This window comes from Scytonema sp. NUACC21 (genome assembly GCF_054684315.1).
In genome coordinates this window covers 45,257-61,678 of the sequence record NZ_BAAFZH010000083.1, presented here as the reverse complement: position 1 = coordinate 61,678, position 16,422 = coordinate 45,257, and the positions used below count along the sequence as shown (strand labels likewise).

The 16,422-nt window shown below is 42.2% G+C and carries 17 protein-coding genes and 1 pseudogene; 6 read left to right on the top strand and 12 right to left on the bottom strand.

Annotated elements, in window-relative coordinates; genetic code table 11:
- Positions 1-14: 14 nt before the first annotated feature.
- Both ACYRY3_RS19610 and ACYRY3_RS19605 read right to left on the bottom strand, forming a co-directional pair.
- The gene (locus ACYRY3_RS19610; RefSeq protein ID WP_460203354.1) at positions 15-1,712 is read right to left on the bottom strand and encodes a hypothetical protein; all 1,698 of its coding nucleotides are present in this window, start codon (positions 1,710-1,712) and stop codon (positions 15-17) included.
- 173 nt (positions 1,713-1,885) lie between these two features.
- Positions 1,886-2,419 carry a DUF4330 domain-containing protein gene (locus tag ACYRY3_RS19605; protein ID WP_460203283.1) on the bottom strand — a complete coding sequence of 178 codons (534 nt, stop codon included), beginning with the start codon at positions 2,417-2,419 and terminating at the stop codon, positions 1,886-1,888.
- A gap of 317 nt (positions 2,420-2,736) precedes the next feature.
- Between ACYRY3_RS19605 and ACYRY3_RS19600 the strand changes: the two genes are divergently transcribed.
- Positions 2,737-3,597 carry a M48 family metallopeptidase gene (locus ACYRY3_RS19600; RefSeq protein WP_460203282.1) on the top strand — a complete coding sequence of 287 codons (861 nt, stop codon included), beginning with the start codon at positions 2,737-2,739 and terminating at the stop codon, positions 3,595-3,597.
- A 42-nt stretch (positions 3,598-3,639) separates the two neighbouring features.
- Here the strand turns inward: ACYRY3_RS19600 and ACYRY3_RS19595 are convergent, their stop codons facing one another.
- Both ACYRY3_RS19595 and ACYRY3_RS19590 read right to left on the bottom strand, forming a co-directional pair.
- Positions 3,640-4,398, bottom strand: coding sequence for a metallophosphoesterase family protein (locus tag ACYRY3_RS19595; RefSeq protein ID WP_460203281.1), 759 nt, complete (start codon positions 4,396-4,398; stop codon positions 3,640-3,642).
- An 84-nt stretch (positions 4,399-4,482) separates the two neighbouring features.
- Positions 4,483-4,641, bottom strand: coding sequence for a hypothetical protein (locus ACYRY3_RS19590; RefSeq protein ID WP_460203280.1), 159 nt, complete (start codon positions 4,639-4,641; stop codon positions 4,483-4,485).
- 295 nt (positions 4,642-4,936) lie between these two features.
- Here ACYRY3_RS19590 and ACYRY3_RS19585 point away from each other — a divergent pair, with 295 nt between their 5' ends.
- Positions 4,937-5,221 carry a DUF2470 domain-containing protein gene (locus ACYRY3_RS19585; RefSeq protein ID WP_460203279.1) on the top strand — a complete coding sequence of 95 codons (285 nt, stop codon included), beginning with the start codon at positions 4,937-4,939 and terminating at the stop codon, positions 5,219-5,221.
- 329 nt (positions 5,222-5,550) lie between these two features.
- Here the strand turns inward: ACYRY3_RS19585 and ACYRY3_RS19580 are convergent, their stop codons facing one another.
- The 3 genes from ACYRY3_RS19580 to ACYRY3_RS19570 form a co-directional block, all read right to left on the bottom strand.
- Positions 5,551-5,856: a hypothetical protein gene (locus ACYRY3_RS19580; RefSeq protein ID WP_460203278.1), complete on the bottom strand. Its 306-nt coding sequence runs from the start codon at positions 5,854-5,856 to the stop codon at positions 5,551-5,553.
- A gap of 85 nt (positions 5,857-5,941) precedes the next feature.
- Positions 5,942-6,736: a Tab2 family RNA-binding protein gene (locus ACYRY3_RS19575; RefSeq protein WP_460203277.1), complete on the bottom strand. Its 795-nt coding sequence runs from the start codon at positions 6,734-6,736 to the stop codon at positions 5,942-5,944.
- A gap of 106 nt (positions 6,737-6,842) precedes the next feature.
- The gene (locus tag ACYRY3_RS19570) at positions 6,843-7,589 is read right to left on the bottom strand and encodes a tetratricopeptide repeat protein (RefSeq protein ID WP_460203276.1); all 747 of its coding nucleotides are present in this window, start codon (positions 7,587-7,589) and stop codon (positions 6,843-6,845) included.
- Positions 7,590-7,996: 407 nt separating this feature from the next.
- On the opposite strand from ACYRY3_RS19570, the pseudogene ACYRY3_RS19565 reads away from it, so the two are divergent.
- The 3 genes and pseudogenes from ACYRY3_RS19565 to ACYRY3_RS19555 form a co-directional block, all read left to right on the top strand.
- Positions 7,997-8,671, top strand: a pseudogene (locus tag ACYRY3_RS19565) (pentapeptide repeat-containing protein); the annotation flags it as partial.
- A gap of 733 nt (positions 8,672-9,404) precedes the next feature.
- A complete protein-coding gene (locus ACYRY3_RS19560) occupies positions 9,405-9,623 on the top strand; it encodes a CopG family transcriptional regulator (RefSeq protein WP_460203275.1) in 219 nt (72 codons plus the stop codon).
- Positions 9,624-9,670: 47 nt separating this feature from the next.
- The gene (locus ACYRY3_RS19555) at positions 9,671-11,290 is read left to right on the top strand and encodes a HEAT repeat domain-containing protein (protein WP_460203274.1); all 1,620 of its coding nucleotides are present in this window, start codon (positions 9,671-9,673) and stop codon (positions 11,288-11,290) included.
- Between the two features lie 34 nt (positions 11,291-11,324).
- Here the strand turns inward: ACYRY3_RS19555 and ACYRY3_RS19550 are convergent, their stop codons facing one another.
- On the bottom strand, positions 11,325-11,870 hold the full coding sequence (locus ACYRY3_RS19550; protein ID WP_460203273.1) for a pentapeptide repeat-containing protein: 546 nt from the start codon (positions 11,868-11,870) through the stop codon (positions 11,325-11,327).
- Positions 11,871-12,091: 221 nt separating this feature from the next.
- Here ACYRY3_RS19550 and ACYRY3_RS19545 point away from each other — a divergent pair, with 221 nt between their 5' ends.
- Positions 12,092-12,496, top strand: a complete 405-nt coding sequence (locus ACYRY3_RS19545) for a nuclease A inhibitor family protein (protein WP_460203272.1) — start codon at positions 12,092-12,094, stop codon at positions 12,494-12,496.
- Between the two features lie 449 nt (positions 12,497-12,945).
- Here ACYRY3_RS19545 and ACYRY3_RS19540 read toward each other — a convergent pair whose 3' ends face one another.
- The 4 genes from ACYRY3_RS19540 to ACYRY3_RS19525 all read right to left on the bottom strand — a co-directional run bounded on the left by ACYRY3_RS19540 (position 12,946) and on the right by ACYRY3_RS19525 (position 16,319).
- On the bottom strand, positions 12,946-13,791 hold the full coding sequence (locus tag ACYRY3_RS19540; protein ID WP_460203271.1) for a DNA/RNA non-specific endonuclease: 846 nt from the start codon (positions 13,789-13,791) through the stop codon (positions 12,946-12,948).
- Positions 13,792-14,228: 437 nt separating this feature from the next.
- The gene (locus ACYRY3_RS19535) at positions 14,229-14,684 is read right to left on the bottom strand and encodes a hypothetical protein (RefSeq protein WP_460203270.1); all 456 of its coding nucleotides are present in this window, start codon (positions 14,682-14,684) and stop codon (positions 14,229-14,231) included.
- 64 nt (positions 14,685-14,748) lie between these two features.
- The gene (locus ACYRY3_RS19530; RefSeq protein ID WP_460203269.1) at positions 14,749-15,810 is read right to left on the bottom strand and encodes a fatty acid desaturase family protein; all 1,062 of its coding nucleotides are present in this window, start codon (positions 15,808-15,810) and stop codon (positions 14,749-14,751) included.
- Positions 15,811-16,121: 311 nt separating this feature from the next.
- Positions 16,122-16,319 carry a hypothetical protein gene (locus ACYRY3_RS19525; RefSeq protein WP_460203268.1) on the bottom strand — a complete coding sequence of 66 codons (198 nt, stop codon included), beginning with the start codon at positions 16,317-16,319 and terminating at the stop codon, positions 16,122-16,124.
- Positions 16,320-16,422: the final 103 nt, after the last annotated feature.

The following is a 16,422-nucleotide window of genomic DNA, read 5'->3' as shown; positions in this document are numbered from 1 at the left end:
TTCATCCTTCATCCTTAATCCTTTATCCTTACTTCAAGTTTGCCTTGTTTCCAGCCTTGGTAAATTGGTGTTTTGCTGCCTTGAGCATTTTGGTAAACAGCGTAATGATTGCGCCAGTCATGAAAAATTCCATTTCGCCAAACTTTTGGTAATCCTTGACCTTGATGTTGAAGTTTCACTTTTCCCAAAACACCTTGATACTCAATAGTTTTATCGCTAATTTGACTTAGGTTGAGGCGGGTTTTCTTAAGTACAGACTGCTGAAACTGATGCCAATCTCCGTGAGTTTCTTTCTCTCCTATTTCTAAAGCAAATCCGCTGATAATTGTGTCACTACCTACCGCTGTTAAGATTTGTTCTTCAGGATACTTCTCGCGAATTTTCTCGGTAGCTGAACTGTTTATGCCTTCAAGATTTAAATGAATGGGTGTCAATGCCAACCAAGTTTTTTCGTAGCGGATAAAAGTCACGCCGCCCTTGCTTTCGACCTTGGCAGACTTAGGTAGAAAAAATTGAAATGGTGCCTTGGGTTTATCGTTGAGCCAAATAATTAAATTACGGTACTGGGCAATGGTGTTGCTACCAATGGATGAAGAAGAGATTTGAGTGGGATCTGTTCCCGTTGCGGCTATAAAATAATCAACACCACGCTTAGAATTGAATGCCATCATCTTGAAACCGTTCCAATCTCCGCCAGAACCTTGGGCTAATGTCCCTATTTGGAAAGTGTTTCCGAAATATAGAGTTTCGTGAAATTCAGGTGCAACGTCACCGCCCGGTTTCCAATTCTCGTATGTAGGTTTGGAATTGAGTAATTCGAGTGGCTTTTGAAATTGCTTCCTTGCCAAGGCAACAACTGCCGAAGGTGGGCGATAACTGCTCGTTATCAAATGTACCAAGTCAGGGGAGGGATTGGGGTCTGCAAGAGGTGAATCACCAAAATACAAACCTAATTCATGGGTTGCAAGAGAACACCACACACAGTTGCCCTGGCTGTAATCGCGCTTGGAAGGACCACCAAATCCACCCCGCCAATATTTCAACGCCCCAGAGGTTATGTACCAATCCAATGCAGATTTTGCCAGAGATTTCATCTCCGGGTCTTTGGCAAAGTCGTAAAGATTGACATAGGTTGTGATGGCATGTCCCAAGTAGTTTTCTGAATCCCATTCGCCCTGACCTATTTGGTAGAGGGTACGAACATTTCGTCTGATACGTTCTTTGTAAATTTTGCGTGTTGCTTCGTTTCCTGTTTCTTCGGCAAACAAGTACGCGGAAATTTCACGCATTGCTTTTAAATTATCTGTGTTGCGACAGTCCACCCAGGTATCGCAGTTATCCTTTGCCCAAAACTGCTGTCGGTTGGGAAAACGCCGCGTGAGAGGGTCTACCTCTGTCCAAACCTGCATCGCCTGTTTCATCCGGTGGCGGTAGGATGGCTCAAGATATTTGCCGAAGTAGAAGTATTTGCGAAGCTGACCTTTGAGGGTGAAGCCAGAGTAGAAGTCAATTCCTAAAGTGTGAGCGTGACTTTTGGTATCTGCATCTTCTGATTGTAAGAAGGAAATTGCTTTCTCTCGGTTTCCGGCAAGAAAATCAATCATTGCCTTGGGATAGGATTTTTTTTCACTTTCAAAAGATGTTGTGCCGTAGTTACTTCCTGAAAGTTTTGTTAGGACTTGTTTTGACCGCAACTGAAATTCCTTTTCCATTTGCGGTGTCCACTGATTTTCTGCCTTAACAAGGGTGCAGCTATTAAGAAGACATATTAAGGAAATGACAATAGTTTTGATAAATTTTAGGTTCATAATTAGTTAGTGGTTAGTAGTTGGTGATTAGTAGCTACTAACTCCTAACCACTAACCGCTGACAGACCCGCGTTAACTTATTTATCCTTGAGTCTGACATCAATGACACTGGCGTTAAAATTGTAGTTGAAGCCGTCTAATTCAATGGGCATCCCAATTTTGACTTTACTGTTACCTAACACTGGTCCCTCTTCGGTGACTTTGGCTTTGCCTTGTACGGTCAAAAGCATATCAGTGCTAAAGTTGTTAGACCTTGTATCTGGCAATTCTTTTACAGAACCATCAGGTTGAGGAACCATGAGGGTTCTAGGAAGGAGTTGAACTGATTTAATATCAATCGTTCCGTAGGGTTGGTTTCGGATAATTACTTTAGTTTTACCGCCTTTTTCAAACCCTTTTGAGTATAACTGTTCGGGGTCGCGTACATTTAATCCCCGAACAACTAAGTCTACTTCGATGGGTACTGCTTGACTACCTACTTGGGCAACGGAACCAGAACCGCCAGGGAACAAAAAGATGCCGAAGACAACGAGCAGAATCACGAGTAAAGCACCGAAATCAAGGATGCTAATTTTACCAAATAAACGACCTTTGGAATCTAAAATAGCCATAACAAGTTTTTTCTGATAATGGTAGCAGTATATTTTAGTGAAAATGCAGCACTTTTACCTATTTCGCAGCACGAAAAGTCATTGGGTGCTGTGGTCATGCGACAGTGTATCACAACTTCTAAAGTTGGGAAGGTCTTTTTGCTGTTTTAAGTTGCTGCTATGGTAGACGATTTCTTCCAATTCGGCATTTATAACTGTACGGTTGCCTTACGGTCAACACGACATATTTTGGTAATGAGTTCAGAATGCAACTCATAAGAAGGGAAATTCGTCACATAGTTTTACTTCTACCAAAAATTTCTTAAAACCGGATCGTTATGAATAGGAACCGCTTTTCTACAAACTCTCGTTATTTTCGACGTACTTGGTTTTATCCGTTAATTTCCTTAGCAGTTGCTTTGGCTTTGTGCCTGACTACACCAGCTAAAACTTGGGCTGGGATTGACCGTTGGTTACCCACCCTTATACAAGGCGTACAAGTTATTCAGCTTTCTAACATATCTCCCCGTCAAGAGGTTGAGCTTGGCAAGCAGATGAATCAACAGTTAAGCCGTGAAGTGAGGCTAAGCCGTAATTCCGCAATCAATGATTATGTGGAGCAAATTGGAAGAAGGCTGGCTGCTAACAGCGATCGCTCCGATCTTCCTTTCACCTTTCAAGTTGTTGAGGATGACAGTATTAATGCTTTTGCCACTACAGGAGGGTTTGTATACGTTAACACGGGGTTGCTAAAAGCTTCAGACAATGAAGCAGAACTGGCTAGCGTTATAGCTCATGAAATTGGTCATATAGGTGGAAAGCACTTGGTAAAACAGATGCGGCAAAGAGCAATTGCAGGTGGTTTGGCATCAGCAACTGGGTTAGATCGCTCTCAAGCAGTGGCGATTGGTGTAGACTTAGCCCTGAACCGTCCGCGCAGCCGTGAAGATGAATATGATGCCGACAAACGAGGATTGAGAACTTTAACACGCAGTGGCTATGCCCCATCAGGCATGGTTTCTTTTATGCAAAAACTTCTGAAACAGGGTTCTGGTACTCCCTCTTTTTTGAGCACTCACCCCGCAACGAGCGCTCGCATCAAGGCTCTTGAAAATGCTATAAAAGCTGAACCTAGCAATGGAAATGCTGGTTTGGATAGTGCTGCTTATCGGGCAAATATTAAAACATTATTACGTTAGTCGTGACTCATGGGTCATTAGTCAAGGATTCTTGACTAATGACTATGCTCGTCGCCTGTGGCATCGTCCAGCGTCGATTTTGCCTGGATCGATAATGGTCACCGCATCCGACAATGGTAAGATACGGAGACTGTTGTTGAGGACGTTGACTTGATAGACCAGTTGGTTTGTCACATCCAGCCCCGTCAGCCAACCACTTCGGGGATGATAAGCCCCTGTATCGATATCCAACCACCCTTGTCCTTGCGCTAGCTCACCGGGGATGACATCGGGTAGAGTGAAGGTGATTGTATGACCGACGATAATTAACTTATTCGGAAAATAAGGTTTTTCCATGCTGTGAAACTTGTCTCGCACCCAGCAAATCTGATCGGCAGTTTGTTCTACTAGGGGGATTGAGGGATCGACACCAGCATGAGCCAATAAAATATCTCCCAAGTCTATATATGTGGGTAAAGATTTGAGCCATTCCACATGGTCTTCTGGTATTGTGGCTTCTTTGTAACTGGCTACCGTTGCTTGCCCACCACCGCACAACCATGCTTGTAGTATTGAGGTAGAACTGCCGTTAGTCAGAATATTTAATAGCATTTGCTCGTGATTGCCCAACAGGCACTCGTAGCGATTATCTTTCACGAAATCTACGACTTGTGCGCTTTTTGGACCCCGGTCAATTAAGTCACCAAGAAAGTAAATTTTATCCTCAGATAGGGGGGCGATCGCATCTAACAAAGTCATCAAACCCTCGTAGTGACCATGCACGTCCCCAATAACGATTCGTCGGTAGCTAGTTACGCTCATTAGATCTTTGCTTTAATAACTTTGCCTAATACTTGTGCTACAGTGTAAGTTAAATTGATTTCGTAAACCCAACTAAATAATTGCTCAAATTGTTAAATTTGAGTTAATTATGCCCACACCAGATAAATGCAAATGAATTGCCTCTAGTGCTCCGTCACCTTGGTTTTGATTCGGTTGCAAGCTCCACGACTTTTCAAAGAAGTCGGGGATATGACCAGCCTCACGACTCACAAATAATGACATGAACCACTAGTAGCACTGTATATCAATAAACAATATTTGATAGAATTTTCAAATATATATATTTAAATAATAAATTATGATTTTTGTAAAACTAATTCATCAGTATTGATACGTAAACAAGTAAGCGATCTGCCGCTATGCTGTAGCGAAGCTATCGCAATCGATGATAAATGAAATGTAAAGATTATTTGAAATCAGCCAAGTATTTTCGTCTTTCTAGCTAGCAACTGTTCTAGGGGTTATCCATCTCACTTAAAATAGTTTTAGAAAAGTTAACAAAAACTTGGAGGTTGCCGTGTCTTTCCAGTTTTCCCCAGAAGTGAGTTCGCGCATCTGCAATCACATGAACGAAGATCATGCTAATGCGGTAGCCCTTTATGCCCAAGCTTTTGGGGGTTTAGCCGATGCAACAGCAGCAGAAATGATTTCTATTGACGCCGAAGGAATGGATCTCAAAGCCCAGGTGAATGGGGAAGCCGTACCAGTCCGCATTCGCTTTGACCACGTTTTAGCCGATGCAGAAGATGCTCACCACACTTTGATTGCAATGGTCAAGCAGGCGCGGGCTCAAGCAGGATAGAAATTAGGGATAACTGACAAATAAATTATCAAATATGAGCATGGGGTGGAAAATCTCCATCCTATTAAAAACTTTAAAACCGGAGTTCTACTGTTTGTTGAGGTATAACTTCCGACTTCATTGCGCGAATATGTGTAAACTTCCACGTATCCCGAACGTTGATGACAGTGAATCTCAAACCTTCTAGGTCAATGAGCATCAGATTCTATCTAAAATATAAGCAACTGACTGCTTAACTCTCTTCAACAGTGCAAGCACTTATCTACGAGATTGTACTATAGAAAATGTATTATTGATAACGTAATACGCGAATAGACATTTGAATCAACCTACTTGTCTTCCCCATTTAAAAGTTGTTGGAATTCAGCAAATGTATTGACAGTAGCTGCTTGTTCCAAAAGCTGTTTCAAGAATGATAGCTCTGAGATGTTATTCAAAGCTTCCATCAATTCTGGGGGTACTTCTCCAAATCGCACGCGCAAGACAGTAATTACCGACTCGCGAGCGTTTTCCAAAGCGCCCCGCTTCATTCCTCTCAATTCCATATTGCTAAGTAACGGCATTTTTCTTTCCTCCTCGTAACGATTTAATTTTTCTTCAAACCTTTGCTGCAATTCTTGCGGTAAAGTCATCATTTGGTCAATGACTTGGAAGAGTTTAGTAATATTTTAAAGATACTGTAGGGCAATCGCTTGATTAAGGACGAACAACCGTTCACCCCTACTGGTCTTCGCGCAACAACCAAAACCCGGTGTAAGTCATGCCGGAATCATCAGGTTGCACTAATAAAAAATGCAAACCTTGGCTTTGCTGCTTTCGTTGTTCGTAAATTCTTGCAGAATTTTTGACTTCGTTATCTTCAAATGTGGCAACAACCCACCTATCAACCAAACCAGCTTCTAACACCAATCCATCAGGCGCACCAGCAATATAATTCAGTGCTACGGGATGGGCTTGTTCCAACCACCTTGCTAAGCGCATCGATTGCCGTCCACCATAAATGACGACACCGGGAACGGGTACTGTTGATGCTAAACCTAAATTAATTGGCAAAAGATATTCCGGCATTTCCAGAATTGGCATGGGGCGGTCGCTAAATGCTTCTACCAAATCACCTGCTACGAGTGATGCAAAACGCCACTCTTCGCCCCAAAGGTTTTCGGGTAATGGTAAAGGGGGTGGTTTATCCAAAGCTATGGGATATTGCTTCTGTTGCAACCACTGTTTTAAAGCTGGGGTGTGGCGGGTTGGTTCTACTGTAATTCCCAAACTCTTTCCCGCTTGTTCTATTAAGCTCAAAGACTGAGGACGAAAAACTTGAATCGTGTTTGGCAGTTTTTCACCAGCTGCTTGTTGAAGTTGAGCGGTCACCCAACTGGAGTTGGCTTGCGATTGGGGACAAGCTGCTTCATACTTGAAGTTGCTTGTTGCGTCACAAATCGACAAATCCCATAAGACTTGCCCAGATGCATCTGATTGGGGACGACGATAAAAATCAGCTTGCCAAGTTTTCATATATGACGTTGTCTGACAACACGAACTTTACACCATTTAGGGGATTCATCCAGAACCTTAAATGACGCTTTGGTTCTATTTTCTGAACTCAGCCTACAACAATTCTCTAATAAATCAATGCTTGAAATTCCTGTTTGCTGCGAATTTTGTTAAAATCCGAGTCAGTTTTTGCTAACTTGTCGTACTTACCGGGAAAAAGCTTCATCGCCTTTTGCAGGTTTTCAACAGCTAGTGTAGCATTGCTTTGCAAAGCATAAGCACACGCTTTATTGTAGTAAGCTTGGTGCTTGTTTGGTTGGATAAAAATTGCTTTATCGTAGGATGCTATGGCATCTTTGTAGCGTCCTAGCTTTGTTAGGGCTATACCTCTGTTAATCCATGCTTCATGCTTATCTGATTTAATGGCAATTGCTTTGTCGTAAGCTGTTATGGCATTTTCATAACGTTGTAAAGCAATGAGGACATTACCTTTGTTGAACCATGCTTCGTGTTTGTTGGGTTTGATGGCAAGTGCCTTATTGTAGGATGCTAGGGCATCTTGATATCGTTGTAAAGCGTTTAAGGCGTTGCCTCGGTTAATCCAAACCTCAGGGCTTTTAGGTTTAATCGATATGGCTTTGTCGTATGCTTCTACTGCATCTTGGTAGCGCTGCGAGTTGAAAGAACTATTGCCTTGACTAAAAAAATCTTCTGCCTGTTGAGCGTAGTTTACTTCTGTTAGCAACTGGGAGACATTAGTTTCTTGTATAGCTTGGTTGCTATATCGTCCCGGTGATGTGATTTCATCACCACAACCGAACAAGATTAAAATTGCGAACCAGCCAGTTGCTTGAAACAAGCGCCAAAGAACCATGCTTTGCTATAAAACTCACAACATACGATCCTAAAACAGGATTGTCCTAATAAAAAGTATAATCGCGTACTAATATTCTATACAAAGTGTAGATGAACTTTTCTTAAAAATGTTCTATGGAAAACAAATAGCACAAAAATGAAATGAGGAGGTCTTGTAACATATATGACTCATGGTTTTTATTATCCTCTTCTACCAAAATTGGTAGAAGAAAGTAAAAGTCTTAGCTGAAACAATTAAGGTATGAAAAAAACAGTATTAAATTTAAAACCACGGAGGTTGCTTCTCGTATAATATCGCGGCTACCATGAAACCACCGGTCAACTACCGACACTCCCGCAAGCGGTGAGTGTGGGACTCCTTACGGAATATATTGAACTGAGGCGTGCTGGTGCCAAAATAAAAACATGTCAATTGAATCCAACTCCAAATCATCCCAGTCTCACTTACATGAAGCCGACTCAGAAGACATCTTGCAGCCAGATGACTTTGAAGATGGGAGCTGTCAATCCTTATTACCAGAGGGGTTTGCTACTCAGCAAGCTCTAGCCGCACTTTCATCCCGGCAATCTCCGCAAAAAGTAGCGGCTCTTCAACAAATGCGTTCTTTAGTCAATGGACGCACTACCAGTCCTGTAACAGTTAAGCCTAGAGCGTTGCTGCTTATACTGGTAGCGATCGCAATCACTATCATTGGAGTTGCCATTAATAACTGGATTGTTGGTATGTTGGGAACAGGGGTAGCTTTACTTCTGTCCCTGGCAGTGCTGTTACCAGCAACAGAAGCAGCCATAGAGCAATGGTTTTCAGCCCAAGAGCGAGCCGTGTTTATTGCCTTCTTGGGAATTATTGCTGCTATAATTGGCACAGTTAAATTTAGTGGTTTTGGCTCGCGCCTTCTTAGTTGGGGACGGAAAGTTAACTGGGAGGCGTCTGGGACACTAGCAGAATGGTTTGGTGCTTTAGGGCAAATTCTGATTGCTATTATCGCGGTGTATGTTGCTTGGCGGCAGTATATTATTTCTAAAGACCTGACGATTCAGCAAAACCTGCTCACAATTCAGCAAAATATTATTACCCAACCATTGGTTGACACGCCGGAACTTTGTAAACCATTGGTTGACACGTCGGAACTTTGTAAACCATTGGTTGACACGCCGGAACTTTGTAAACCATTGGTTGACACGTCGGAACTTTGTAAACCATTGGTTGACACGTCGGAACTTTGTAAACCATTGGTTGACATGCCCGAACTTTGTAAACCATTGGTTGACATGCCCGAACTTTGTAAACCATTGGTTGACAAATTATCTAAGACAACCGCCGCAGCAATTTTGTAAGCAGCAGCCATGCGCGTATATCCAAATCTATCCCGGCAGTACTCCTCAAATGTCTTGTGCGTACTCCTGTACAACCGCCTGTCTCGCAACTCCTTCAAAGCCTTGCCCGCTTCATAAAATGCCCTTTCTACTTTACGCTCAAGTGTTTGGCGCAGGCTCACCTCTTCTTCAGTCAGTTCTTCAAGCTCAACAACTTGTACTGACAGGGCTTCATTTAAAGACATCCTGTCATTTTGCTCGAGGCAAAACTTTTCTTCGATATAAGTTTGTGTCATCATGGAAGTACTAAATAACAAATGCTGCCCCAACTCCTAAAAGCAGTTGGGAGCGCACAAACCACTTAACTTTATGGATGAAAGAGGTGCCCGCTCTTTCATCCTTACTAACACAATAGCATCGTACGGTGCTAATCAAGCAAAGAATTAGTAAATCGTAAGGGCACTATATAATTTAGGTGTTGAGTAGAACTCTTTAGATGGCGCGACCAGGCGGTAATCCGGATTTTGGTATCAAGTATCGCTTTGACAACGGCAGAGAAGAGCCGTTATCAGAGCAAGTAAAGGCACAGGTACATCCAGAAGTCAAGCGTCAACTGAAAAATCTGGCAGAACTAAAACAATGCACGGTGCCTGACTTAATTAGAGCAGCGATCGAGCAATACTTAGATAGTGAGCGAACCACCCACGCTAGTTAAAATTAATTCACCAGAATCTAGCATCATCAACGATGCTACGAGTAGTTATGTCCAAAAATCCTTCCTTAGAAAGCTTGTACCAACACCTGTCAACTCTAAGCGATGACCAGTTCAAAAGTGAATATTTGAATTCTCTGCAATGGACAGAACCCATAGTGCAGATGTTATCAGGTCTTGATGAAGAAGCTCAAGCGCTGCGAGTGGTAAGGTTAGCCTTAGAGGTAGATTTGAAGTTAGGCGCTTTGCTTGCAGGAGCAGTTAAACCAGAGTTCCAAAACACGACGGTTAATTGGGTTGCTTCTGTTGCTGGTTCTCAATATTTATTAATTCAACTTTTAGGTATTACTGGTTCAGATCGCGCTATTCCACTTTTGCTTCAAGTTTTCTTAGATAAGGAAAATGAAGAAAATGATTTTGTTCTTGAATCAGCTGCCAAGGCATTAGCTGAGATTGGCACAGAGGGGGCAGTAGCAGCGCTAGAGAAAGTATTGAACACACAACAACAAGAAGATGACGGTGTGTCCGATATGGCTGTCATTGCTACCGAGGCGTTACAAACAATCGATACAGAGGTGGCAAGACAGGTATTGGTGGAGAAAATGTTCCAACTTTTGGGGAAACCGGATAGTATAGAGTATGCAGCTTCAGTATTAGCAAAAATGAACTCTCCTGAGGTTGTGCCCAAGCTGCTCGATATTTTAAAAAATGACATTTGCGATCGCTCTGTTCGTGCAAAGGCTGCCTGGGTGTTGGGTGAAATCGGTTCCTCCGAAGCAGTAGTAGGATTGCTACAGGCTTTACACGACCGAAGCCCTGAGGTTAGTAAAAGTGCAGCTAGAGCGTTGGCTAAAATTGATTCTGAAGCGGCAGTGGTGGGTCTGGGACAAGCTTTAAGTGATGAAAACGAATCAGTTCGTGCCAGCGCTGCTAACGCGTTGGATGAAGTTGGCACGGAAGTAGTGGTGGCTGGGGAGGTTCCAGATATTGTCTCACCACCAGCAATAGCGGCGCTGCAATCAGCTTTGAATGATGAAGATTCTTGGGTACGTCTGAGTGCTGTTACGGCGTTGGGTGAAATTGGCTCTCCTGCAGCAGTAACGGCTTTACAACAAGCTTTGAGCGTGAGTGATGCTGAGGTACGCGTGAATGCTGTTAAGGCACTAGAGAAAATTGGCACGGAAGTGGCAGTACCAGGGCTGATACAAGCTTTGAGCGATAAAAACTCTGCTGTGCGTTGGGCTGCGACTGAGGCATTAGGTCAAATTGGAACTGAAGCCGCAATGCCCGGTTTGAGACAAGCTTTGAGTGATGAAGATTCTTGGGTACGTTTGAGTGCTGCTCGAGTTTTAAGTAAAATCGGCAATGAAGCAGGCGTAGCATATCTGCTACAGTCTTTAAACGATAAAAACCCTCAAATTCGCACGCAAGCAGCATCTGCATTATCTCAAATTGATGCTGAGTCTAGTGTCACAGGGCTAGTCTCAGCCCTCAGAGATGAAGATTCTATGGTTCGTATGAGTGCGATCGCAGCTTTAGGTCAAATCGGTAGCCGTGAAACACTACCTCATCTATCCAAAATGCTCCCACAAATTTCGGATAAGGATGAACTAGAGGCAATATTTCACGCTATTTCTTCAATCCAAAAACGTTGGGGTTATTACGCTTGATTTACCAGAGTTTACTTTGAAGACTTCCTTTTGCTCAAGTCGCCAGACTGCTGTCACCACCTTCGATAATAGTGCCCTCTAAATTGGTATCTTGCAGATTGGCTCCGCTCAGATTAGCTCTTTCCAATGCAGCTTGGCGCAGGTTAGCCTGGTGCAAGTCCGCAATGCCCAAATCTGCCCCGCTTAAATCTGCTGCTTCCAAATTGGCTCTACTCAAATCCGCCTGGATGAGATCTGCCGATCTGAGATCCGCCTGTTCCAGAGCCGCAGCTTTCAAATCCGCCCGATCCAAAACGGCTCCCTCAAGAATCGCACCTGCCAAAATTGCATTGTTAAGAATTGCATCACTCAAATCGGCTCCGCTTAAATCAGCCTGGGTTAAGTCAGCACCATTTAGTGTGGCTTCACTCAAGTCAACTCGACTGAGGTTCGCCCGTTGCAAGTTGGCTTCATCCAACATCGCCCCATGTAGAACAGCACCACTGAGATCGATTTCTTTCAACACCGTATCCCTGAGGTCAACGTTACTAAAGTCTCGCTCTCCTGCGGCATATCGTTGCCTGAGTTCTTCGACATTCATTTTCACAGCACTCCGTTTCCCTTCAGATTGGGGCTTGAGTCAATGGCTCCAATCATGAATTGCTTAACGATACTTCAGCGTAAGTCAACCGAGGCAGTCAAACGCCTCTCTAGAGACACACTCTTTTCTCAGCAACCGGATTTTAGCATACTCTTCAAAGATACAATAGAGAAGTTTGTATCAGCTCATAAGTAAACAAGCATACTTGGAGAATTGAGCCAATGACTAACGGTGCTGAAGTGGCTGCCAAACTTCAACAAGCGGCTAGTGGTTTATTTATGCCAAGCGAATCGGAATTTCCTTTTTCACCAGTTCGCTGGGCGGCTGTGTTCGGGAATATCACACCTCAACATATATTAGAATTTACAGGACATCCCCAAAATGCATCAGTAGAGGTTGTGGAGTTAGATCATCTTTTTAGAAATCTTGCCTTCGAGCAAGAATGGCACGATGACCAACAAAAAGAGAATGTCAAAAAGTACAAAAAACTTTTAGATAGCATTAAAAGCGACCTCAGCGATGTTAAAGTTTATCGCGTTGGTAGAAGAAGTATTGATGTTTATATTGTTGGTAAAACACCATCTGGTGATTTAGCCGGACTAACAACTAAAGTCGTAGAAACCTAGAGCATCGGTACAGAAATCATAAAAAACTTCATTTTTGTAGAGATTAGCCATACTTAGTCTCTACATTCAAGAGATATCAAAGGTTACAGCAGAAAGCAAACTTGTTTTGTGCTCCTCTTTTGAAGACTGTATCGGCTCTCTAGTACACATCGGCAAAAATCAGACTACCATTGCAAATTCTTGCAAAGCCTGCAGTGTAAGCTTCTTACTTTCATCCTTTAGCCTTCATACTTAAGCCTTGTTGTACTAGCCATTCAATCTTAAAAAATGAATGATATCTTGCCCGTTCAATCAATTCTAGACAGGCAATTTGTTTTGAATTGCCCTAGAAATCCCCTACAATTTTGTAAGTAATGTAAATAGGGCATTGACCACCAAAACCCGGATATGGTGGTCAATGCCCTACCAACCTATATTTCAAGAATCAAAGAGGATTCCTATATCAAGTGTTACTGATAATCAACTCTGGCCTCAATTATGTTTTCGGTTGAATCGGAAACATTAGAGAACAAGTTATAACCTGTTCTGGATTCCATTGTATCTACACTGACTCTATACGATCGCCAGTCATTGCTTCTAATTCCTTGATCGTTAGGCATATCGACAGCGATGACTCTTGTACTCGTAGTAACACCACTGACTCCACTTCCGGGTTGATCCAACACTATAATAGCCTTCCAAACTCTGTCTGGTACAGTAACCCTACTGCTAGAAATCGTCGTAGCACCTCCATTCGAGCCAGTACCGCCGGAGCCATAACTACCAGATACGATATATAATTCTTTCCCTTGTCCTACCAGTTGCCTACAATAATCTTCCAAATCAGCCCAAGGTCCTTGATTGTTATCAGGAGCTTGAGGGACGATGTTTGTCATTAAAAATGTTGCAGAATTGTTCGTAATGGTATTTGTTCTATCTGCTGAGGGTGTCATGTGCCCTCTATCAAAGCCACTACCTGTGTAGTCAGAACTAGTGACTTGATAACAGCCTGAAGGTAATGTGGTATCGGCACGGAAATCGTCTTGACGGGGTGCGCTGCCAAGCCAAGACGAATTCAACTGCCAGCTAACCCAGTTCGGGATACCTCTACTACAGTTATATGACAGCGCGTATTGAGGCTTAACTAATAAATAGTTACTCAGGCTGGAAGTACCTGCACTGCTAGGATTGCCCATCGTTAAATGCACGCTAGTACTTTGAGCAGGTCCAGGAGTGGGTAAAGCCGCAAGTAAGATAGCAACCAGACATGCAACTGCAAAAGGGATTAGGAAAGTTAAAAATTTTACTTTCTTCATGAGAAATGAATTGAAGTTGTACTTTCAGATCTCTATCCTACTGAAATATTCATATTTATAACTTAACTTTGAGTTAACTAAATAATAATAAATAGTTAATTTAAATATTATTTGAAAGCTATTTATAGTAAAAAAATATATAAAATTAGAATATTTTTCTTTGGTTAAATATGTTTTTTTAGTAAATTAGTTATATAAGGTATTTGAAATATGGCTTTAATTAAAAGTGTTACAGCTTGCCAAGAGCCTGGTAAACCACGATTATATAGAGAAAAAAATGAAAGAGTTTTATGGAATAGCAAATACGGCTTAACAAAGCTAATGCAGCTCGGGAAGGAAGACGTATTCACTAGCGCTTACTCCCAATCACCAACTTTACACAAACTAATTTTAAAGTGGGGCTCTTTAAACGGCTATTCGAGATTAGTTGGCAAGTTCTACGTTGTTGGTATTGTGAAAGCACTGTAAGTTAAAGCAAACTGGCGCTTTATTTCAAAACCTGGAAGATAACCGCCGTGATAAGGTGTTTCTTCCAAATTGCTGAGTGCCCCTTTAATCTCTGAAATTGGTTTGAGCAGCCCGGAGTTGTTCAAGCTCCAATTAATCAGATGGGCATCCAACATTGCCTGAAACTCAAGCGCATGTACAGTCGCATCATCAGGATGAATGTGGCTATCTACAACGATTAATAAGTTGAGAGTGACCCAGAGAGTCGTTTGAGCTAATGGTGAAACATCGCTTTTATTGACAGAAGTACAAAACTCGTCTACATGAAAACCAAGCTGCGCTTTGAAGCTGGAAAATTCTTCAGTTTGGAGTTGGTGACGCAGATAGGGTATCAACCCTGTCTTATCATCCGATAAAATCTGGCGAATGGTTGGCGTGTGTGTCATGAATTTTTTATGTCCGCTTTAGGGCTTTCAAACTCAATGGCGATCGCGCTGAAAATAGGTAATGTTATATTACTTGAGAATTATTATAAACTTTTGCTTCAACAGAATTTTTAACTGGAATCATGTGATGGCGACCTGTTGCATCAGAGGAGTCAACTTCACCAATTAATGAAGGATAACAGCTCAACAAATAAGTTGAATTGATATAACCTGCTTCCAATTCCATAAGGGGAAGACCATGCTGTTGCAACACCTCTTGAATTCGTAAAAACGCTGCTGGAAGCTGATTGAAGGGAATATCGGGAAAAGCATGATGAACGGCATGATAGTTCAGACCACCCATCAACCATCCGACTGGGAAACTAGTCTTGAGATTGCGACAAGAATAAAGCTGCGTTAGTTGGTGATTTGTAAACCTACCCCAAAGTGCATAATGTTCTAAGTGGTCACGTGTTTGTACTATAATCCCAATGACCCTTTCTAGGATTAACCAAAATAACAAGTAGCGCAATAATTCTCCTTGAGAGATGACTGCAATCAGCAGAACAGCATGGACAACAAGCATACCTGTTAGATCGAGCAGCATCTGTTGCCATATCCCAGACACTAACTTACGAAAGCGCAGAGCCTGGATAAACGTTTTAATAATAAGCCCAATTCCCCCCAGTACAAAAATATCGCTGACCCACTGATAACGCACATACCATTGTAGGAGAGGGTGAACTTGCTGGTACTCTTGCCAAGTCCATTGAACTCGCTCTGGATCTCGAAAGTCAATTCCATTCCAAGCATGGTGCAAACGGTGCATTTCTGCATAGAGACTGTGGGGCCAGAGCATTGGCCAGCTTATCAACCGAGGCATCAAACTATCGAACCACGTCCATCCCGTTAACGTTTTATGAGTCATATCATGGGTGGAGACGAGCCAAAAGGCATAGAAAACTCCCGCTAGTGTTGTTAAACTTACAAACAGAGGAAGCGAAGGTACTGACCAAGCTAATGCCACCAGGCTGAGAAATACGAAACCAAGTATACTGAAACGTAGTAGCCCTGCCCAAGGATTTACGTGGTGTAAGTCAGTGGTAACTTGCTTTAACTGCTGAGATACTATCGTGAAAGTTGTCATAGTGCCATTCCCTCACAACTTAACCTTTCTTAAATTTGTCAACTAATTTGCTATTAGCTGACCTCTTGAAAAAACTATTGCCATATTGTATGTCATTCCTGAAAGCTTTCTCGCGTTTTGTAGCAGAAACTTCGCCAATCTTGTTTGTATTGCAATAATTATTTTAATTTTCAGTGATTCAGTAGTTAGCAAAATAATATCGCTCTCATCACCCTCAGTTAAACGTTTCTGGTTAAAAGCCCAGTAGACGATTTAATTGATGGACAGATCGGAGAGCGATAATACACAACAAGTGCAATTTAACTTGATTGTTAAAAGTTATTAGGGTCTAAATTTGGAGGAAATAAGAGAACTTCCTGACCGGAGAAAAGTGTTTTATAGTAGAGAGCAATTGCTTTTTTTAAGAAACAGTACTTAATTGGTACCCATCTGCCATTATAAAAGTAGACAACGACACGAGTCATTGCGTACTCTTCTAACAGGAGCGGAAGTTGCCAGGGTGAAAACATAGTTTCAACCTTAACGAGGTATTTTGATTACTTTGATATGTAGAAATAAGATTGGCAGCTATCTTCAGTAATATTTTCAGATCTCCTATCGGCAATAGTAATT